General features: G+C 60.3%; 14 protein-coding genes. 11 read left to right on the top strand and 3 right to left on the bottom strand.

The features are described 5' to 3' along the window. Nucleotides 1-171: 171 nt before the first annotated feature. Nucleotides 172-4,692 (bottom strand): beta strand repeat-containing protein, encoded by a 4,521-nt coding sequence (locus SH292x_RS17965; RefSeq protein ID WP_442482398.1) that lies wholly within the window; start codon nucleotides 4,690-4,692, stop codon nucleotides 172-174. Between the two features lie 258 nt (nucleotides 4,693-4,950). Then, nucleotides 4,951-5,847: a DUF4394 domain-containing protein gene (locus SH292x_RS17960; RefSeq protein WP_442482397.1), complete on the bottom strand. Its 897-nt coding sequence runs from the start codon at nucleotides 5,845-5,847 to the stop codon at nucleotides 4,951-4,953. Nucleotides 5,848-6,125: 278 nt separating this feature from the next. Here SH292x_RS17960 and SH292x_RS17955 point away from each other — a divergent pair, with 278 nt between their 5' ends. The 5 genes from SH292x_RS17955 (at nucleotide 6,126) to SH292x_RS17935 (ending at nucleotide 10,047) form a co-directional block, all read left to right on the top strand. Continuing rightward, nucleotides 6,126-6,677 carry a hypothetical protein gene (locus SH292x_RS17955; protein ID WP_442482396.1) on the top strand — a complete coding sequence of 184 codons (552 nt, stop codon included), beginning with the start codon at nucleotides 6,126-6,128 and terminating at the stop codon, nucleotides 6,675-6,677. A 16-nt stretch (nucleotides 6,678-6,693) separates the two neighbouring features. After that, a complete protein-coding gene (locus SH292x_RS17950) occupies nucleotides 6,694-7,311 on the top strand; it encodes a sigma-70 family RNA polymerase sigma factor (RefSeq protein WP_442482395.1) in 618 nt (205 codons plus the stop codon). After that, on the top strand, nucleotides 7,311-8,090 hold the full coding sequence (locus tag SH292x_RS17945) for an anti-sigma factor domain-containing protein (RefSeq protein WP_442482394.1): 780 nt from the start codon (nucleotides 7,311-7,313) through the stop codon (nucleotides 8,088-8,090). The genes SH292x_RS17950 and SH292x_RS17945 overlap by 1 nt, the downstream gene beginning before the upstream one ends. Before the next feature lie 205 nt (nucleotides 8,091-8,295). Continuing rightward, nucleotides 8,296-9,282 (top strand): cupin-like domain-containing protein, encoded by a 987-nt coding sequence (locus tag SH292x_RS17940; protein ID WP_442482393.1) that lies wholly within the window; start codon nucleotides 8,296-8,298, stop codon nucleotides 9,280-9,282. A gap of 336 nt (nucleotides 9,283-9,618) precedes the next feature. Beyond that, on the top strand, nucleotides 9,619-10,047 hold the full coding sequence (locus SH292x_RS17935; RefSeq protein ID WP_442482392.1) for a TA system VapC family ribonuclease toxin: 429 nt from the start codon (nucleotides 9,619-9,621) through the stop codon (nucleotides 10,045-10,047). Nucleotides 10,048-10,097: 50 nt separating this feature from the next. Here SH292x_RS17935 and SH292x_RS17930 read toward each other — a convergent pair whose 3' ends face one another. Beyond that, a complete protein-coding gene (locus SH292x_RS17930; protein WP_442482391.1) occupies nucleotides 10,098-10,784 on the bottom strand; it encodes a hypothetical protein in 687 nt (228 codons plus the stop codon). Nucleotides 10,785-11,236: 452 nt separating this feature from the next. On the opposite strand from SH292x_RS17930, the gene rpsB reads away from it, so the two are divergent. The 6 genes from rpsB to SH292x_RS17900 all read left to right on the top strand — a co-directional run bounded on the left by rpsB (nucleotide 11,237) and on the right by SH292x_RS17900 (nucleotide 17,380). Then, nucleotides 11,237-11,992, top strand: coding sequence for a 30S ribosomal protein S2 (gene rpsB / locus SH292x_RS17925; protein ID WP_442482390.1), 756 nt, complete (start codon nucleotides 11,237-11,239; stop codon nucleotides 11,990-11,992). Nucleotides 11,993-12,140: 148 nt separating this feature from the next. After that, a complete protein-coding gene (gene tsf, locus SH292x_RS17920) occupies nucleotides 12,141-13,004 on the top strand; it encodes a translation elongation factor Ts (protein WP_442482389.1) in 864 nt (287 codons plus the stop codon). 81 nt (nucleotides 13,005-13,085) lie between these two features. Further along, complete coding sequence (gene pyrH / locus SH292x_RS17915) at nucleotides 13,086-13,808, top strand: UMP kinase (RefSeq protein WP_442482388.1); 723 nt, start codon at nucleotides 13,086-13,088, stop codon at nucleotides 13,806-13,808. A gap of 176 nt (nucleotides 13,809-13,984) precedes the next feature. Beyond that, entirely contained in the window at nucleotides 13,985-14,542 is a 558-nt protein-coding gene (gene frr / locus SH292x_RS17910) for a ribosome recycling factor (RefSeq protein WP_442482387.1), read from the top strand. A 37-nt stretch (nucleotides 14,543-14,579) separates the two neighbouring features. Then, nucleotides 14,580-15,302, top strand: a complete 723-nt coding sequence (locus SH292x_RS17905) for a hypothetical protein (RefSeq protein WP_442482386.1) — start codon at nucleotides 14,580-14,582, stop codon at nucleotides 15,300-15,302. Nucleotides 15,303-15,460: 158 nt separating this feature from the next. Beyond that, nucleotides 15,461-17,380 (top strand): peptidylprolyl isomerase, encoded by a 1,920-nt coding sequence (locus SH292x_RS17900; protein WP_442482385.1) that lies wholly within the window; start codon nucleotides 15,461-15,463, stop codon nucleotides 17,378-17,380. Nucleotides 17,381-17,472: the final 92 nt, after the last annotated feature.

The raw sequence follows: 17,472 nt of genomic DNA, 5'->3' as shown, positions 1-17,472 counted from the left end.
CGACACCATTCCCGAGCAGACCGGTTCCTGAGTAGACAAGCAATGCGAGACTACGCATTGTCGGCTCGGGACGCGGCGGCGGCAACCGGGTGCGACCTGTCAGCGTTACATTCCTGTAAGCTTAACAGCGAGTCACCACGGCCCTTACGGGCCCCGCTCGGTGGTGGAGTGTTACGGGATGATGACGGCTCCGTTGATCGACAGACCGAATCCAGCGTTGCCGGTGACGGTGGTGCCGGACTGGACGCCACCGAGGGTGCCAACGACTTCGATGCCGTTCTCGAGGTTCTCGATGGCGGTGTTGTTGACGAGGCTACCGTTGATGTTGAGGGCGAAGGTCATACCGTTGCCATCGTTCTTGGTAGCCGAGTTGTCATTGACCGAGCCGGCAACGTTGCCACCGACGAACAAGCCATCGCCGTCGGAGGTCAGTCCGTCGAGGTTCAGGTTGGTGGTGTTATTCGAGACGTTACCCTGCACACCACCCACGATGTTGATACCGCGACCACCTTCGAGGAGGCTTTGACCGTTCTGGTTCGAGACGTTCTCGAGGACGCTGCCGACGATGTTGCCGCCGATCAGGATGCCGTCGGTGCCGTTCTGCGTGGTCTGGTTGCCCGAGACCGAGCTGACGCCGAAGGCGATGCCCTCGACGTTGCCCGCGACATGGATACCGCGGTCGCCGTTGTTGCGAGCCTGGTTATTATTCACCGAGCCTTGGACGTTGCCATCGACCCGCAGGCCGGTGCCATCGTTGAGGTCGGTGATGTTGTTGTTCACGGCGATGGTGTTGGCTGCGGCCGGGTTGAGTTTCACGACGCTGCCGGTGACGTGGATACCGTTGCCATCGAACGAGGCACCGGCGTTGTTGTTGCCCGCGCTGTTGAGGGTGACGTCGCCGCGAATGTTGCCATCGACGAACAAGCCGTTACCACCCGCCGCGCTCTGACCGTTGTTGTTGGTCTGGTTGCCGCGGACTTCGGCGGCCACGTCGCCGTCGACGTGGATACCGTGCGAGCCGTTGTTGCTGGTGATGTTGTTGATCATCGCCGTGTAGTTGATGCCACCGCTGGCGGCCGACAGGCTGTCGACGGCGATACCCGCGCCGCCGTTGCCGTTGGCGGTGTTGCTGGAGATGCCGGCGTTGGTGGCGATGTTCGAGGCGAAGACATCTTCGACGTCGATGCCGTTGGCGACGTTGTTGTTGGTGACGTTGCCGATCAAATTGCCGTTCAGGTCGCCATCGACGAAGATACCGTGGCGGCCGTTGGACGAGGAGACGTTGGTGCTGATGTTGCCCGTGTGGGTGTTGGCGACGTGGATACCGTCGCCGTCGCTTGCCGAGCCGGCGATATTGCCGGTGGTGGTGTTGCCGGTGATGTTGCCGGATACCGCGCCATTGAGCGTTAGACCGTTACCACCTTCGCCACCAGCCGATTGGCCGTTGCTGTTCGAGGTGTTGCCGGAGACGTTGCCACCGACGGTGCCGTTGATCGCGAGGCCATCGAAGCCGTTGGACGAGGTGATGTTGCCGTTGACGGTGGTGCCCACGCTGTTGAAGTTGATGCCGAACTCGCCGTTGCTGCTGGCGGTGTTGGTCGACAGGCTGCCGGTGATGGCTTGGCCTTGGATGCCGTTGCCGCCGTTGCTGCTGGTGGTGTTGCCGGAGACGTTGCCGGTAACGTTGCCAGCCAGGGCGATACCATCGCCATCGTCGGCGGTGCCGGCGGCGTTCGCCGAAGCGATGTTGTTGGCGACGTTGCCGCCAACGTTGCCGCCGAGGATCATACCGCTACCACCTTCGCCGCCGGGCGAGAGGCCGTTGCCGGAGGTAGTGTTGCCCGACACGTCGCCGGCGATGTTGCCGGTGACTTCGAGGCCGGCGAAGTGATTTTGGCCCGCCGTATTGTTGGCCACCGAAGCCGCGGTGCCATTGACGGCGATACCAAAGGCGTCGTTCGAGTTCGCGGTGTTGCTGGTGACCGAGCCGGTAACGTTGTTGACTTGGATACCGCCGAGCACGTTGTCGCTCGCGGTGTTGTTGGTGATCGAGCCACCAACGGTCGCGCCGTTGACTCGCAGGCCCATGCCATCGTTCTGCGTGGCGCTATTGGTCATGATGCTGCCACCGACGGTGCCGGCGAGCAGCACGCCGTTGCCATCGGCCGTGGTGCCGCCAATATTACCGGTTGCGACGTTGCTGCTCACGCTACCCGCGACGTTGCCGCCGATCTGGATACCGTCGCCACCTTCGCCGCCGGCGGATTGACCGTTGGCGTTGGCCGTGTTGCCAGTGACACCGCCACCGACATTGCCGGTGGTTTGCAGGCCCGTGAATCCGTTATTGCTAGTGGTGTTGCCCGAGACGCTCCCCGCGACGGTGTTGGCGAGGATACCTTCGGCGTCGTTGGTGCTGGCGGTGTTGCTCGACAAGTCGCCCGCGATGTTACCGAGTGCGAGCAAACCGACATCGTCGTTGGCGAGCGCCGTGTTGGTGGAGACGCTGCCCGCGACGTTGCCCATGAGCGAGATACCGGTACCGCCGGCCGAGGTGAAGACGTTGCTGCTCGCGGCGTTGTTGTTCACGCTGCCACCGACGTTGCCAGTGACCATGATGCCATGGCCGCCAACCGCTCCTTGGCCATTGCTCGAGGCGGTGTTGAAGCTGATGCTGCCGGTCACCGTGTTGAGCAATAGACCGGTGCCGTCGTTGTTGCTAGTCGTGTTGCCACTCACGGCTTGGCCGACGTTGCCGGTGACTTGAATACCATTGCCATCGAACGAGGCGCCATCGCCGTTGCCCGCAGCGGTGTTACCCGACAGATTGGCACCGACGTTGCCGTCGATCAGGATACCGCCACCACCCGCGGCACCTGCACCATTGCCTGAGGTGATATTGCTGACCACGTTGCCCGTGACGCCATCGCCGACGGCACCGGAGCCAACTTGAATACCGAACTCGTTGTTGAGGCTGGCGGTGTTGCCCTGCACGTTGCCGGTGACTTGCCGGGCAACGATGATGCCCGAGGTTCCGTTGGACGAGGTGGTGTTGCCAGTGACGTTGCCGGTGACATTGTTAGACACCAGGATGCCCGCATCCGCGTTGGACGCCGCGGTATTATCCGCGAGGTTACCGGTCAGGTTTCCACCCACTTCGATACCGATGGCCGTGTTGAGCGAGGCGGTATTGCCGGTGATGTTGCCGGTCATGTTGCCGTTGACCACCAAGCCCTCGGCACCGTTGGCGGTGAGTTGGTTGCCCGTGATTTCGCCGGCAAAGTCACCAAAGATGTCGATGCCCGCTTGGCCGCTAGTGGCGATGGTGTTGTTCGCGATGGTGTTGACGCCCGTGGCATTTACGAGCTGGATGCCATTCGTCGTGGCACCGGTGATTGTGTTCTCGTGAATGTTAAATCCACCTTGGCCCGTGGCGGTCACACCCGCGGCACCTGGCGACTGAATGTTGAAGCCGGCCAGTTCGATGTTGTCGGCCGTGAACGTGAAGGCACTTCCCGGAGCACCATTCACTTGCGGCAGCGGTCCGCCGTTGACGGTGGGCAGAACGACCGAGCCAATCTGCTGGGTGATCACGCGGTTGACGATGCCTTCGCCGAGCACTTGCTGGCCCTCGGTGCTGCCGACAAACGCTTGGCCCGCGAACACGCTGCCACCGTGAACGTACACAACGTTCTCCGGTTGGTTCGACGCCAGCGAGATTTGATTGAGCGGTGCCTCGAACGAACCATCGCCACCACCGGCGGCGTTGGAATCGACGTGCAGGATGGTCATCACGGTGCCATCGGTATTGTTGGCAACGATCACTTCGTCGCTGCTGGTTTGGGCGATGACGACGTGCTGCAGACGCTCGACAGGGTCACCCAATCGCGCGGCAACGCTGTAGGCCGAGTTCTCGCATGCACCACGGCCCGTCACGCCGAACCGCCACAGCAGGGTAACGCCCGCAGTGGTGTCGAACTCCTGGTCGTGCTGGACGTAACCCGACACCCAGAACTCGTCGCCACCCCGGAATTCGAGGCGAGCTCGCGGACCCGTGGCATCGACGTCCATGTCGTCGTCGCGGAAGTGGTAGCCACCGAGGGCCGCGCGGACCTGATAGTTTTCTTCCGCCCAGATGACGGTGGCCGCTTCGGCGTGGAAGCCGGTCATCGCGTTTTGCGTGGTCAGGTTCGACAGCAGCAGGTTGTAACCTTGGAACTCGGTCTCGATGTCACCCGTGAGCAGCGTGACGGGGCTATTGCCGAACGGCACGTGACCATTGGCGCGGAAGTCCCAGAACTGGCCGAGGCTCTCGGCACCGAACGTGATTTGATCGTAGTCGGTTGGACCCGTGTCGCGCATGTCGTAGTACGCGTAGGCACCCCAAATGCGGTTTTGGTAGGGGTCGTACACACGGCCGCCACCACCCAGGTTAAAGCCGAGGGCGTCGCTCTGGTCGTTGTACAACAGGAACCGCAAGTCGGCGAACAGCACCGAGTTCTCGCTCGGCTGGTAGAGCGGCAACCACGTTTCGAAACGGGTGAAGCCGTCGTCGAGGCCCACGGAGTCGCCCGAGTCGTAACCCACGCCCAATTGGTAGTCGACGCCCTGCGCGCTCGCCTGCTGGCAGTACGCCAAAGCAGTGATGGCCAACAGACTTGCAGCGACGCGATGGATTCTCGTTTGCAGCTTCACAGCTAGCTCTCCGATGCAGAATATGCCAACAGACCGGTAGACCGGTGGTGGTGTCTCTAGCTACTTCGGATCGCTACAGGCGTTAAAGTTAACCAAATCGATACAATCGCTACAAATGGTAAGCTGGGTAGCAGAGGTAAGTGCCCGCTCTGCCTGGCCGCGCATGAAAAAGCGGGGGCGATCGGTCAGGGGGGACTGCGATCGCCCCCGCGGGGGCACTTCGACTAAGTAGGGGTTCAAGCAGGATCGTCGGAGTGGCTACCTGCGATGCCGGCAGACGGCGAGGGCAGCCATCGCCACTGCTAGCACCGCAATCGTCGAAGGCTCCGGAACGGGAACCGCAGCCAAGCCCGATACGCCTATGGGCAAGGTGCCGAGGAACGTCGCAGCACCGGAGCTGAGGTTGATCGAGTACAAGCTAGAACTCAGGTCGTCCACCTTGAACGCCGCGTAGGCGTTTCCGGTGGTCGAGATGTCGAAGCCACCCTCGTCGGACAGGCCAGCGACACCCAGCGAACCAATGGTCATCAGCACGCCGCCATTGTTATTTTGCGTTACTAGCACACCGAGGTTGGTGTCGATGGCGTGCAGCAACGTCGGCGGCGTAATGTCGGCCATGCCGAGCTCGTTGTTGTTGTAGGCGTGATGGACCACGTTCGGATTGGCACCAGCATTGATATCACCCGGTGCGTAAGCGATGGCGGTTGTCACCGCAATGTTCGCGTTGCCCGTGGTCGGGTGGGCGACAAAGTTCGAATCCGCGTCCCCGACAATGCGGATGCGATCGATGTCGGGATTGAAGTCAAAACCGAACTGCGTTCCCACCAGCGGGTTGGTGAAACCGGTGCCCACCTTGCTGGCAGCACCGGTAAGTGGATTCACCGTGTACAGCGCGCTCATCGCTCCCAGGCCATACAACTCCCCAGTTGCAGGTCGGTAGTCGAGGCTCAGCAGGCGATCGCCCGCGTCGAGCCCCGAGATTGGCACCGTGCCAGGAGCGGCCGGCAGCGGAAGTGCATTCGTGTTGAACGTGTAGATTGCTTGCGACTGCGTCAGTGGTACGTCCACCAGCACGGTCAGGTCGTCACCGCGAGTTACGCCAGCCACCATCAGCAATGCTGGCAGCGCGCAGCTCCATCCAAGTTGTTTCATCATCGTTTGGCCTTTCATAAGCACCGTAGTTTTCGGTTCGCGGAGTTTCCGCTGATTGGGTGAGTTCGAGTTGGTTCGTACGGTTCACTAGCATTCCCCCATGGGGCCACAGAGGCCTCAGAACTCTTGCCAAGTGCTAGGGGTACGACCACCGCCGGACCGTAGATTTGAGATTCCTGAAGAAATCGAAAGTTTTCTTCTGCCAGTGGATTGCTACCCACGGGGCGGCCCGTCTTTAATGGAATGGCTGCTCCCTTCGCTCTCCACGCATTCGCCCGTTTATGATCCGTTGGTCGATTCAAGTCGCGATTCTCCTGATGCTGCTAAGCGTTGGCTTCAACGCCGGGCTGGTATCAAGGCAGCCGCGTGACCTCGGCGAGCCGGCGGTGGAACCGAATGTGCCGAGCGGCGCCGATTTGACCGTCCCGTCGCCCAAGCTCGAGCCCCGCGAGGTCGTAAGAATTCAGGTGGCGAGCCTAGCGGACTGCCAAGTAAGCCCCGATGCGCTACAGCAGGTCTACGCCTTCGCGTCGCCCGACAATCGCGAAGTCACCGGTCCTTTAGATCGCTTCGCTGCGATGCTTTTAACTCCCCCGTACAAACCGCTTGTCGAGCAGCAGCAGGTGATCGTTGGCAGCCAGGTGGTACACGACAATTTGGCAAGCGTCATGGTCACCGCCATGGACCAGCGGCAGGGACTGCGGATGTTTCACTTCTATCTCGCCAAAGAAACCGAAGCCCCTTACGCCGGTTGCTGGATGACCTATGGTGTGGTGGCGGATCCGGCGATGAAATCCATCGAGCCCGCCTCGCCGGCGACTACCTGCATTTAAGTTCCCCTCGGATTTTATGTCGCAGCCTTCTTCCACCACCGCCGACTCGTCGCAGCCGCCCCCCAGCGACGAAGGGCTGATGGCGGCCATTCAGCAGGGCGACACCCGGGCATTCGAGGAACTTTACGACCGGTACTCCCCACTGCTCTATCCGGTCTGCCTGAGTATTCTTCACAATGCGTGCGATGCGCAGGGGGTTTTGCTGGATCTGTTTTGGGAGCTGTGGCGAAGTCGCGAAAGGTTTAATCCAGAACGAGGTTCGGTTCGTAGTTACTTGATGACGCTGGCCCGCAGCCGCGCGATCGACCACCTGCGGGCTGGCAAACGATACGCCGAGCACCAGCAGGAGCTTTACGAAGCTCGCCAAAACTACTTCCATCAGCCCTACCCCGACGGCCAGCCCGCCGCCGAGGCGATGGCTGCCGAAGAGGGCGAGCTGGTTCGCGAAGCATTGGAAACCCTGACGCACGCCCAGCGCGAGTCGCTGCAGCTTGCCTACTTCGACGGACTCACTCACCAACAAATCGCTGAAAGAACCGGCACCCCTTTGGGAAGCGTCAAGTCGCATATCCGGCAAGGCCTGATTAAGCTCCGCGCCATCCTCCGCCGTCATCGCCCTGGAGGAACCGAGTGATGCCCTGTAACCATATTCAAAACTTGCTCCCCGAATACGTTCTCCAGCTGCTCGACCCCGACGAATTGCAGCAAGTAGAACAACACTTGGCTACCGATTGCCCGGAATGCCTGGAGGCTGTCCGCGAGTTTCGCGAGACCACGGCCATGATCCCCGCCATCACTAGCGCCGACACGCCCCTCGCACCCCCTGCCGAGCTGAAGCAGGAACTAATGCGCCGAGTTCGCGAAGTGTCGACCGCTGTGCCGCCCGCCCGCGTGCCGCAACGCCGCTGGATGTACGCCGCTTACGTAGCGGCGGCATGTGTCGCATTCGTTGTCGGGGTGTATTGGCAACAAGCCCCGCAGCCGATCACGCTGACCCACGCCGAGCGCGAAGCTCTCTATCAACAGCGGATGGCCGAGATCCAGCGTTCGTTCGATGCGCAGGCCATCCGGCTCGCCACCGCGGCGCGGAACTCCGCCAGCACCGACAAGCAAGGCGCCGTGGTGTGGGATCCGGAACCTCACGAAGTGCATCTCTACGCGTTCGGGCTCACAGCGCCGAGCGATGACGTGCTGCAAGTCTGGCTCGTCGACGCCGACAACCAGTACACGCCCGCCGGCGTGATCGAAGTCGACGCGCGCGGCGACGTGGCCCAAGTGCTCGCGGTCCCTCCGTCTGTTGGTGAAGTTTCCAGTTTGGTCGTGACACGCGAGACGAGCGAACTTTCCAAGCCGCTTTCAGAAGGCCAGTCTCCCGCGGGCGAAGTGGTGCTGGTCGCGCCGTTTTCGCCATGATTCCGGCGACACGTAGGTCGTCGGCTAGGCGATTATGTTGCACTCTTGCATCACATGTTGCATCCGAGCACGCCCGCGAGTTCCGGCTGTAAGGCTTGCCCGGATCGCCCGCCCCGGTGCGCGTTTTCTGCCGCATTGGCCCCGAGGTTGCACTAGAGTTGAGCATCGTTTGAATTTCGCTCTGCACTCTAGGACGCCCGCCATCATGGCCCAACCTCTTCTCGACAACTGGACTTCGCAAGACTTCGACACCGTGGAGCAAGGCGTGCTCGTCGCGCGGCATCGGCTGGCGGACACCGGGCTGTTCGACGACGATGCGCTGGCCGAGATCATCGACAACCATCCGGCTGCCGACCTGAGCATCAACACCATGGGGGTCGACCCTGGGAAGTTCGACTGGCGCGAAGGCGAGCGCAACGGAGTGAGCGGTCGTGAACTGCTGCAACTGGTGCGCGATGGTCAGCTCTGGATCAACTGCCGCAAGATGCTGGTGCATCAGCCCGAGTACGCCCGCGCGATCAATCAGGTATACGACGAAATCGAAGCCGGCAAGCATGGCTTCAAGGCCGAGCAGCGCTCGGCGAATCTGCTGATCTCGTCCCCCACCGCATGGGTTCCTTACCACGTCGACATGCCCATCAACATGCTGTGGCACATTCGGGGTGCGAAACGCGTGTGGATCTATCCGCACTTCGACCAGCGATTCGCGCCGGCTCAGGTGCTCGAAAAGGTTTGCAGTGGCGAGTGGTCCGAAGAGATTCCGTACAACAACAGCTTCGACCGCTACGCCCTGGTGTTCGACGCCCAGCCCGGCCAGGTCATCACGTGGCCGCAACTCGCGCCGCATCGCGTGCGTAACCTCGAAGGACTGAACGTGTCGCTGAGCACCGAGCACAAGAACGCCCGCGCCCGCCGCCGATTGAACGTCCACAACGCCAACCACCTGCTGCGCACCAAGTTCGGCCTCGCCTGCAAGAGCATCGAAGCCGACGGCCCCGTAGCCCACGCCAAGCAAGCCCTAGCCCGCGCGTACCGCCTCGCCGGCAAGTTCGTCGGCAAAGAGAAAGAACAGTTCGTCTATCCTAAGACGTTCATCGTCGACCCCGACGCCCCGCACGGCTATCGATTGAAGGAGGGCGTTGAATCGGAAGTCGTCGCGCCGCATGAAGAGCTGGAACTGGCGGGAGTGTAGAGGCGTTGTCCCCTTAGCCGGACCACCACGCGGTCCGCGAAATTCCCGGAGGCAAGTGTGCTTCTGGCTAGGGGGGTAAGAGCGTTCCTTTGCTTGCTTCCTCGCTCTTAATGGGTAAGACTACCAGTATGGAAATACCAGGTCGCGTACAGAATGGCGTTGTCGTCTTTGACCAGGGCACCCCGCTTCCGGAAGGTGCGTCGGTAGCGATCGTGTTTCCAGCCACCCAACCAGTGCGCAACGGCGGAACCAAGCACCGCATTCAACTCCCCTTGGTCCACTGCCAGGAGCCCGGGAAGACCGAATTGACCAACGCTCGCATAGCGGAGCTCTTGGATGACGAAGATCTGGCTTCCTGACGTAAACGTATGGCTGGCGATGGCCTTTGATGGTCATGCTCATCACGAAGTCGCTCGATCGTGGTTCAACTCACTGTCCGACGACGTTTGTCTATTCTGTCGGGCGTCGCAGCAGGGATTTCTGAGAATTGCCACAAACCCTAGGGTGTTCCGCGGTAGCACCTTGACGATGGCCGAGGCTTGGGGAGCATACGACCTCTTCCTCTCAGACGAGAGAGTGCAATTTGCCCCTGAAACGTACAACGTGGAGCTCGAGTGGCGTAAGCTCACTGTCAGCGACAGTTTCTCTCCTCAAGTTTGGACGGATGCCTACCTAGTCGCCTTTGCGATCACCTTAGATGCCAGCGTTGTGACATTCGACCAAGCGCTCTCGCGCTTATCTGCCGCGACGTTCCAGCTTCGATAGTAGCTAGGCTTGCGAGAACTGCAGGACCCGGTGAAGTCTGCGGTACTTAACTACTTTAAATCTAGCGAGCTTAGGTACGACCGATAGGATCTAAAATCGGAGCCACTTGCCAAGTAATCGGCGTAGGCTTGGAAATGGAAGCGGCAATCTCTGATTAGCTCCACGTCGCCCTTCTCAAACCCAGTTTGAGAAACTAGTTCCTGGAACTCAGCTAACTCGGACTTCAACTTGACGCACTGTTCAATGCTGGCGCCATTTGCTTCGTACAAAACACCATGTGGGACCTCGTGGATGGAGTACTCAAGCCAGGCTCTAAGAAGATTCGCAAGTCGTTTTCGCGAAGCTGCATCCTCCGGATCCACATCAAGAGCCTCATGGAGCAATCCGTAACTCGACTGAAGTTGCTCGGGCAACTGAGATTGGCACTCCGGCGATTGTGCGAGCAGCACATCGAAATGCGCCAGCCACCTCGCGCATCCTTGCTGCCTATCTTGGATTCCAGCTTTCAATGCCGGAAACAAGACTTCACGAAATAGCGGGAAGCGAACTGGGGTACGACAACCATCGTCCACCACAGATTTGGCGAAGCTCAATGCCCAATCATGCTGAGCATCGACCGGCAACTCTAATAGGGAGGAAACAAAGTCCCTAAGTCGGGTCTTCATCTCGGCGCGAACCCGATTGTTCTCTGCGATCACGTAAGCATCCCAGGCTTCGTATACCTCTCTCGAAATCATGCTGCCGTGCCTAGAAGTCTCGTTCGGCGAGTAGCGAAGTTGGTGCGGTGATCGTATTCGTCCATGCGATCAATTTACCCCCATTTCACCTTCGGGCCAACTTTCACGCTCAATACAATCCGCTGATGGAGGTTACTTCGAACGGTCCCCTGAACTCTGGCGAGTCCAGCTACAGAAACGCTCCCGACCCTCCCGAATTCCCCGAGCCAGCCGTCCCCCGCGGCCATTTTTCGAGGTTCCTCCCCCTTCCGACGCCGATTGACCAAAAACCCCCGCTCGGATACCTTACAGGGCTCCCCACGGCGATCGGCCCGCACGGGGAAGCTATGCAAACCCTGGCCGCATTACGACCTAACGCCGGACGCCCGGATGGCTGCGATGGGACCCCACAGTGGGGGTGCCAAGCCGCCCGCGGGACTTAGCCGGTGTGCCCCCAAGTTTGGAGTCCCTACGTGTCGACCCTTGTTACCGAGTTGGTGGAAGCCGGCGTTCATTACGGCCATCGTGCCAGTCGCTGGAACCCCAAGATGCGGCCGTACATTTACGCCCGCAAGAACCTGATTCACATCATCGACGTCCGCGAAACCATTCGCGGTCTGCTGCGTGCCAAGAAGTACCTGGCGCAGGTTTCGAGCCGCAATGGCCTGATCCTGTTCGTCGGCACCAAGCGTCAAGCCGCTGAGTCGATTGAGCGCGAAGCCAATCGCTGTGGCATGCCTTACATCAACGACCGTTGGCTCGGTGGCACGCTGACCAACTTCCGCACGATTCGCAATCGGCTAGCGCGTCTGGAAGAACTCGAAGCACTGCGTGCGAGCGACGCCTACAACGCGTACTCGAAGAAGATGCAGTCGTCGCTCAATCGCGAGTATCGCAAGATGTTCCGCAACCTGAACGGCATGCGTACCATGAGCCGCCTTCCCGAGTGCTTGGTGATCGTCGATCCCAAGAAGGAAAAGAACGCGGTTCGCGAAGCCCAAGCTTTGGGTATTGCCACGGTGGCCCTGATCGACACCGACTGCGATCCCGACAAGGTCGACTTGCCGATTCCCGGCAACGACGACAGCATGCGTTCGATCGAGCTGATCACCAAGATCATCGCCGACGCGATTGTCGCAGGTAAGTCGCAAGCCGCGATTGCCTCGCAGCAGCAGCGCGAAGGCAGCGATGTCCCCGCCGCTGTGATCGAGGACAAGGACGCTGAATAATCGACGCTGAATAATCGACGCCGAATAAGCTCCGAGGCGTTCATTCAACAATTCACTAGTCGGAGGCGAGAGTGCCTCCGACTAGTTTCAATTCAAGTAAGTTTAGTTCGCTCACAGAGCGAACGTTTTACAGGAGGCAACGGGACCAATGGCTGAGATTACCGCCGCCATGGTGAAGGAACTGCGCGAGCAAACGCAGCTTCCGATGATGAAGTGCAAGAAGGCCCTGCAGGACTCGGGTGGCGACATGGCCGCTGCGATGGAAGCCCTGCGTAAAGAAGGCGAAACGTTCATTGATGGTCGCGGCGATCGCACCACCGAAGAAGGCCGCATCGCGATTTACACCGACGCCGCCAAGGGCCCCGGTGCCATGATCGAACTGCAGGTCGAGTCGGCTCCGGTTGCGAACAACGAGGAAGTGATCGCCCTGGCGAACGACCTCGCCAAGCAGCTGGCGACCGGCCCGGGAGCCAAGACCCCCGACGAACTGTGGGATCAGCCCGCACCGAGCAAGCCGGGCACCACGCTCAAGGCTTGGCGTGACGAGATCGTGAACAAGATTCGCGAAGTCTTCCGCATGCCTCGCATCCTGCGAATCGACTCGCCGTGCGGTGGCTACGTGCATCACGACGCCAAGACCGGCGTTCTTCTCGCCATCGAAGGTGGTGAGTCGGCTGTCGCCAAGGACATCAGCATGCACATCGCGGCGATGAAGCCCAAGTCGACGACCAAGGAAGAGCTCGACCCCTCGATCGTCGAGGCCGAGAAGAAGATTCAGATCGACCGCGCCCGCGCCGAAGGCAAGCCCGAGAACATTCTCGAGAAGATGATCGAAGGCCGTATGCGTAACTTCTACGCCGAGATCGTGCTGGAAGAGCAGCCGTTCGTCAAAGACGACAAGCAGACCGTCGGCGCCGTGGCTAAGGCCGCGGGTATGAAGGTCAAGAGCTTCGCGCTCTGGAAGGTTGGCGAAACGTCCGCCGCCGAAGCCGAACCGGCAGCCGCAAGCTAACCGACGCAAAACAAAAGCCCCTGCCAAGTTCGGCGGGGGCTTTTTTGTGCGACGACCTCACTTTATTCGGTGCAATCGAACATGTCAGAACCCAAGTACAAGCGACTGATCCTCAAGCTGTCGGGCGAGAGCTTTGCTCCGCCAGGCGAGCGGGGCATCAACATGGCCGAAGTGGTCCATATCGCCCGCCAGACCATCAAGGCCAAGGAGCAGGGGGTTCAGATCGCCATCGTCATCGGCGGCGGCAACATCCTCCGCGGCGCCCAGTTCACGGCGGGCAACAGCACCATCCACGAAGCCACGGCCCATTACATGGGCATGCTGGCGACGGTGATCAATGGCCTCGCGCTGCAAGACGCGCTGGAGTCGCTCGGAGCTCCGACGCGGCTCATGAGCGCCATCAAGATGGATGGCGTCGCTGAACCATTCATTCGCCGGCGTGCGAAGCGTCACCTCGAGAAGGGACGCATCGTGATCCTCGCCGCGGGGACGGGGGCACCGTTCGTGACCACCGACACCGCAGCGGCACAGAAGGCCCTGGAACTCGACGCCGACATCCTGATGAAGGCCACGCGAGTCGATGGCGTTTACACCGCTGATCCCGAGAAAGACCCGAACGCCCAACTCTACCACGAGCTGACGTACACCCAGGTGCAAGAGCAAGGCCTCCGCGTGATGGACCCGACGGCCATCGCCCACTGCATGGAGCACAAGCTGCCGATCCTGGTGTTCAATTACCGCACCGAGGGCAACATCGAGCGTGCCGTCCGCGGCGAAACGCTGGGTACGCGAGTAGGCTGTTAGTTGTACAATAACGTCGTTTAACGCCCAGCCGCAGGCGCCGGCTACGTTGGACGAAGCGGATAATTTCTACGGGAGTGAAGCACAGGCGCGGTCCGAATCGCTCTCCCAAGTTTGTAATGCCAAGCCGGCGCCTACGGCTGGGCGTTAAACGACTGGCGTCCCCAAGGAGCACCATCATGAACGTTGAAGAAGTCACCATGGACGCGGAAGAGCGGATGGAGAAGGCCGTTACCAAGCTCAAGAGCGACCTCACCGGCATTCGCACCGGTCGGGCAACGCCGGGGTTGGTCGATTCGCTCCGCATCGACGCTTATGGGTCGCCCACGCCGCTCAAGCAGATCGCGAGCGTCAGCGCCCCCGAACCGCAACAGTTGGTCATTCGACCGTTCGATCCTTCGGTGATGAAGGACATCGAAAAGGGCATCATCGCCAGCGATCTGGGCCTCGCACCGCAGAACGACGGCAAAGTGATCCGCCTGAACATCCCGCCGCTGTCGGGCGACGTCCGCAAGAAGATGGTCGCGCGCACTAAGGAATTGGCCGAAGACGCGAAGATCGCCATCCGCAACGTCCGCCGCGACGCCAACAAGGCCCTCGACACGGCTGCCAAGGACAAGACGATCGGCGAAGACATCCGCGACGCCGTGAAGGACGAAGTGCAGGAACTCACGAAGAAGTACGAAACCGAAGTCGACGCCGCGGCGAAGGCGAAGGAAACGGAAGTGATGGAGTAAGCCAAGCTCTTAACTCAAACGCCGGGGGGGCGACGTGATGAAGTCTCTATTAGTCGGGCTATTGTTGCTGCTAGTGCTTGGTACCCTCGGGTACGGCGTGTATGTGGCGTCACGGCCGAAGGTCGCCACCGCAAAGGCGGTGTTCTGTGTAGAGAGCGCGCCCTCGTCCTGGAATCTTGACGGCAAGACGCAGCCTCCAACGGAACGCGAAATTCGCAGCTTTCGTGAGTCGATGTCGAGCATGATGGTGACCCCCACGGTATTTACCGCCGCGCTGCAAAATGCCGATTTGCAGGGCACCTTCCTTTCCGAGAAGGAGAAACCGCTCGAGTGGCTTGAAGCGAACATGGTCGCAGAGTTCGAGGGAGATTCGGACCTGCTGGTTCTTCGGTTGGAAGGCCCTGAGGAGCAGGCAAATGACCTAAGGGCGATAGTACAAGCCGTTTCGCGGGCTTTCATGGACGAAGTGGTGATGAAGGCTCGGTTCGAAGGTGCTAAGGGCCTTGAGAGACTAAAAAGTAGTTACGCTGAGTACCAGATTCAACTCCGTGAAAAGCTGACGGATCTCGCCACGGTGCGAGAGGAATCCGGCGAATCGGCGGCTGGCAGCGCGGACGTTCGACTTCGAGAACTAGAAATCGAATCGCTGGAGCGAACCTTCACGCTAATGGCGGATAGGATTCAGCAAATGGAATTGGACCTGGATCGCCCCTCGCAAATCAGGATCCTCGAGGCTGCTTACGTCACCGAAGACGAGTGAATGCTAGCACTTGCTTCGAACTCGTCTTGCTGGGGTATGGGGGCTTTGGTACTTTTCGCGCCCCCAATTAAAAACGTGCGCGCGAAATGTAGGGCCACGATGGCCTGAAACTCGCGTTGCCACGCCCGCCGTCACTCTTGGTTTACGGAGAAACCAGCATGACCCGCCAGAAGACCCCCTCGCCGAAGAATTCCCGCCGCTGGGTGTGGATGGTAGCCAGTGCCTTTGTGGTGCTGGGCGTTGCTTTTGCCAGCCGCCAGTTCGGTAGCACTGCCGAGGCCGACGCCAATCCGCCGGTGACCGATCCTGATGTTCGCCAAGCCAGTGCGAAGCAGGCTTACAAGGAGCCCGAGCACGACGTGATGGCCATCGTCAATGGCGAGGACATCAATCGTCGCCAACTCGAACAGGCGTGTGCCGAGCGTTTTGGTGAGAGTGTGCTGGAAAGCATCTGCAATAAGAAGCTAATCATGCACCATTGCCAGAAGCGTGGCGTGACCGTCACGCAGCAGGAAGTGGAAGAAGAACTCGAGCGGATGGCCAAGCGATTCAAGCTGACCCGCGAGAGCTGGCTGGAACTTCTTGCCAACGAGCGTGGCGTGACCGAAGCCGAATACAAGCGCGACATCCTGTGGCCCACCATCGCCCTGCGTAAGCTGGTGGCTACGGAACTGACTGTCACCGACGAAGAGCTCAAGAAAGAGTACGAAAGCCAGTTTGGCCCCAGCGTTCGCACGCGAATCATCGTGGTGGCCGACGGCGCGAAGGCCGAGAAGCTGCACCAGATGCTGATGGCGAATCCCGACGACTTCGCCCGTTTCGCGATGAACGAGTCGATCGACGTCAACAGCGCGAGCATTGGTGGTTTGATCCAGCCGATCCGTATGCACGTTGGCGATCCAGGTCTGGAGCGTGTGGCTTTCAGCCTAAAGCAGGGCCAGATTTCGCAGATCATTCCCATTGGCGAGCAGTTCGCCATTCTCAAGTGCGAGGGTCACAATCTGCCCCGCGACATGCCGTTCGCTTCGGTGAAGGATTCTCTGACCGAAACGATTCGCGATGGCAAGCTGCGTGACGAAGCGGCGAAGAAGTTTGCCGAGTTCCAAAACACGGCCGTCATCCAGAACGTGCTGAACGACGAGAAGCTCAGCCAGCAGATGCCCGGTGTGGCGGCGCTGGTGAATGGTGACAAGGTGACGATGGAAGAGCTTGGCAAAGAAGCCTTCGCTCGCCATGGCCAGGACGTACTGAACATCGAGATCGGCCACAAGCTACTCGAACAAGCCCTGCGTGCCGCGAACCTCACCGTTACCCAAGACGACATCAATGCCGAAATCGCCCACGCCGCGAAGCTCGCCGGCGTGGTGAACGATGCCGGCCAGCCCGATGTCCAGCAGTGGATCAAGCTGACGACCGAAGAGCAGGGTGTGAACTACAAGATGTACGTCCGCGACTCGGTATGGCCCTCCGCAGCACTCAAGAAGCTGACCGACGGTCAGGTGCAAGTGACTCAAGAAGACTTGCAGAAGGGTTACGAAGCCAACTATGGCCCGCGCATTCGTTGCCGCGCCGTGGTGCTGGGCAACATGCGTCAGGCTCAAGACATTTGGGAAAAGGCTCGCACCAATCCCTCGATGGAGTTCTTTGGCCAACTTGCTGAAGAGTACTCGATTGAACCCACGAGCAAGGCGCTGCAAGGCGAAGTGCCCCCGATCCGCCGTCATGGTGGTCAGCCTCAGCTCGAAGAAGTGGCGTTCGACATGAACGAAAACGATCCGCCGCGAATCGTGCAGCTTGGCGACAAGTACGTCGTGCTCAAGTACGAAGGCCGCACGAATCCCGAGAACATCGAGATGGCGGCGGTGCAGGACATCCTGATGCAGGACATCTTGGAGAAGAAGCTCCGCTTGGCGATGGGCCAGCGTTACGACGACATCCATCGCAACGCCCGCATCGACAACTACCTGGCAGGCACCACGCAGGCTCCTGCTCCTCCCAAGGCCGCACAGCAACAACGTGCCGGTGCCGCGGTCCGCGACACGGCCGTTCAGCCCGCCTCGGCTCAGCAGCAGCGGTAGTCGAATCTTTCGAACTCGAAACTCACGAAGCCGCGACCAGAGCTCTGGTCGCGGCTTTTTTCGTGCGCACGGCGGAAAACTGCGGCACCTTT

This window comes from Aeoliella fuhlenseeensis, from assembly GCF_052161615.1.
GTDB lineage: Bacteria > Planctomycetota > Planctomycetia > Pirellulales > Lacipirellulaceae > Aeoliella.
Note: the sequence above shows the minus strand (reverse complement) of the source record. Positions and strands in the feature narration are given on the sequence as shown.

Coding starts and splice junctions, on each gene's coding strand:
- SH292x_RS17960 (WP_442482397.1), bottom strand. CDS start 5,847: ATGATGAAACAACTTGGATGGAGCTGCGCGCTGCCAGCATTGCTGATG.
- SH292x_RS17955 (WP_442482396.1), top strand. CDS start 6,126: ATGATCCGTTGGTCGATTCAAGTCGCGATTCTCCTGATGCTGCTAAGC.
- SH292x_RS17950 (WP_442482395.1), top strand. CDS start 6,694: ATGTCGCAGCCTTCTTCCACCACCGCCGACTCGTCGCAGCCGCCCCCC.
- SH292x_RS17945 (WP_442482394.1), top strand. CDS start 7,311: ATGCCCTGTAACCATATTCAAAACTTGCTCCCCGAATACGTTCTCCAG.
- SH292x_RS17940 (WP_442482393.1), top strand. CDS start 8,296: ATGGCCCAACCTCTTCTCGACAACTGGACTTCGCAAGACTTCGACACC.
- SH292x_RS17935 (WP_442482392.1), top strand. CDS start 9,619: ATGACGAAGATCTGGCTTCCTGACGTAAACGTATGGCTGGCGATGGCC.
- SH292x_RS17930 (WP_442482391.1), bottom strand. CDS start 10,784: ATGATTTCGAGAGAGGTATACGAAGCCTGGGATGCTTACGTGATCGCA.
- tsf (WP_442482389.1), top strand. CDS start 12,141: ATGGCTGAGATTACCGCCGCCATGGTGAAGGAACTGCGCGAGCAAACG.
- pyrH (WP_442482388.1), top strand. CDS start 13,086: ATGTCAGAACCCAAGTACAAGCGACTGATCCTCAAGCTGTCGGGCGAG.
- frr (WP_442482387.1), top strand. CDS start 13,985: ATGAACGTTGAAGAAGTCACCATGGACGCGGAAGAGCGGATGGAGAAG.
- SH292x_RS17905 (WP_442482386.1), top strand. CDS start 14,580: ATGAAGTCTCTATTAGTCGGGCTATTGTTGCTGCTAGTGCTTGGTACC.
- SH292x_RS17900 (WP_442482385.1), top strand. CDS start 15,461: ATGACCCGCCAGAAGACCCCCTCGCCGAAGAATTCCCGCCGCTGGGTG.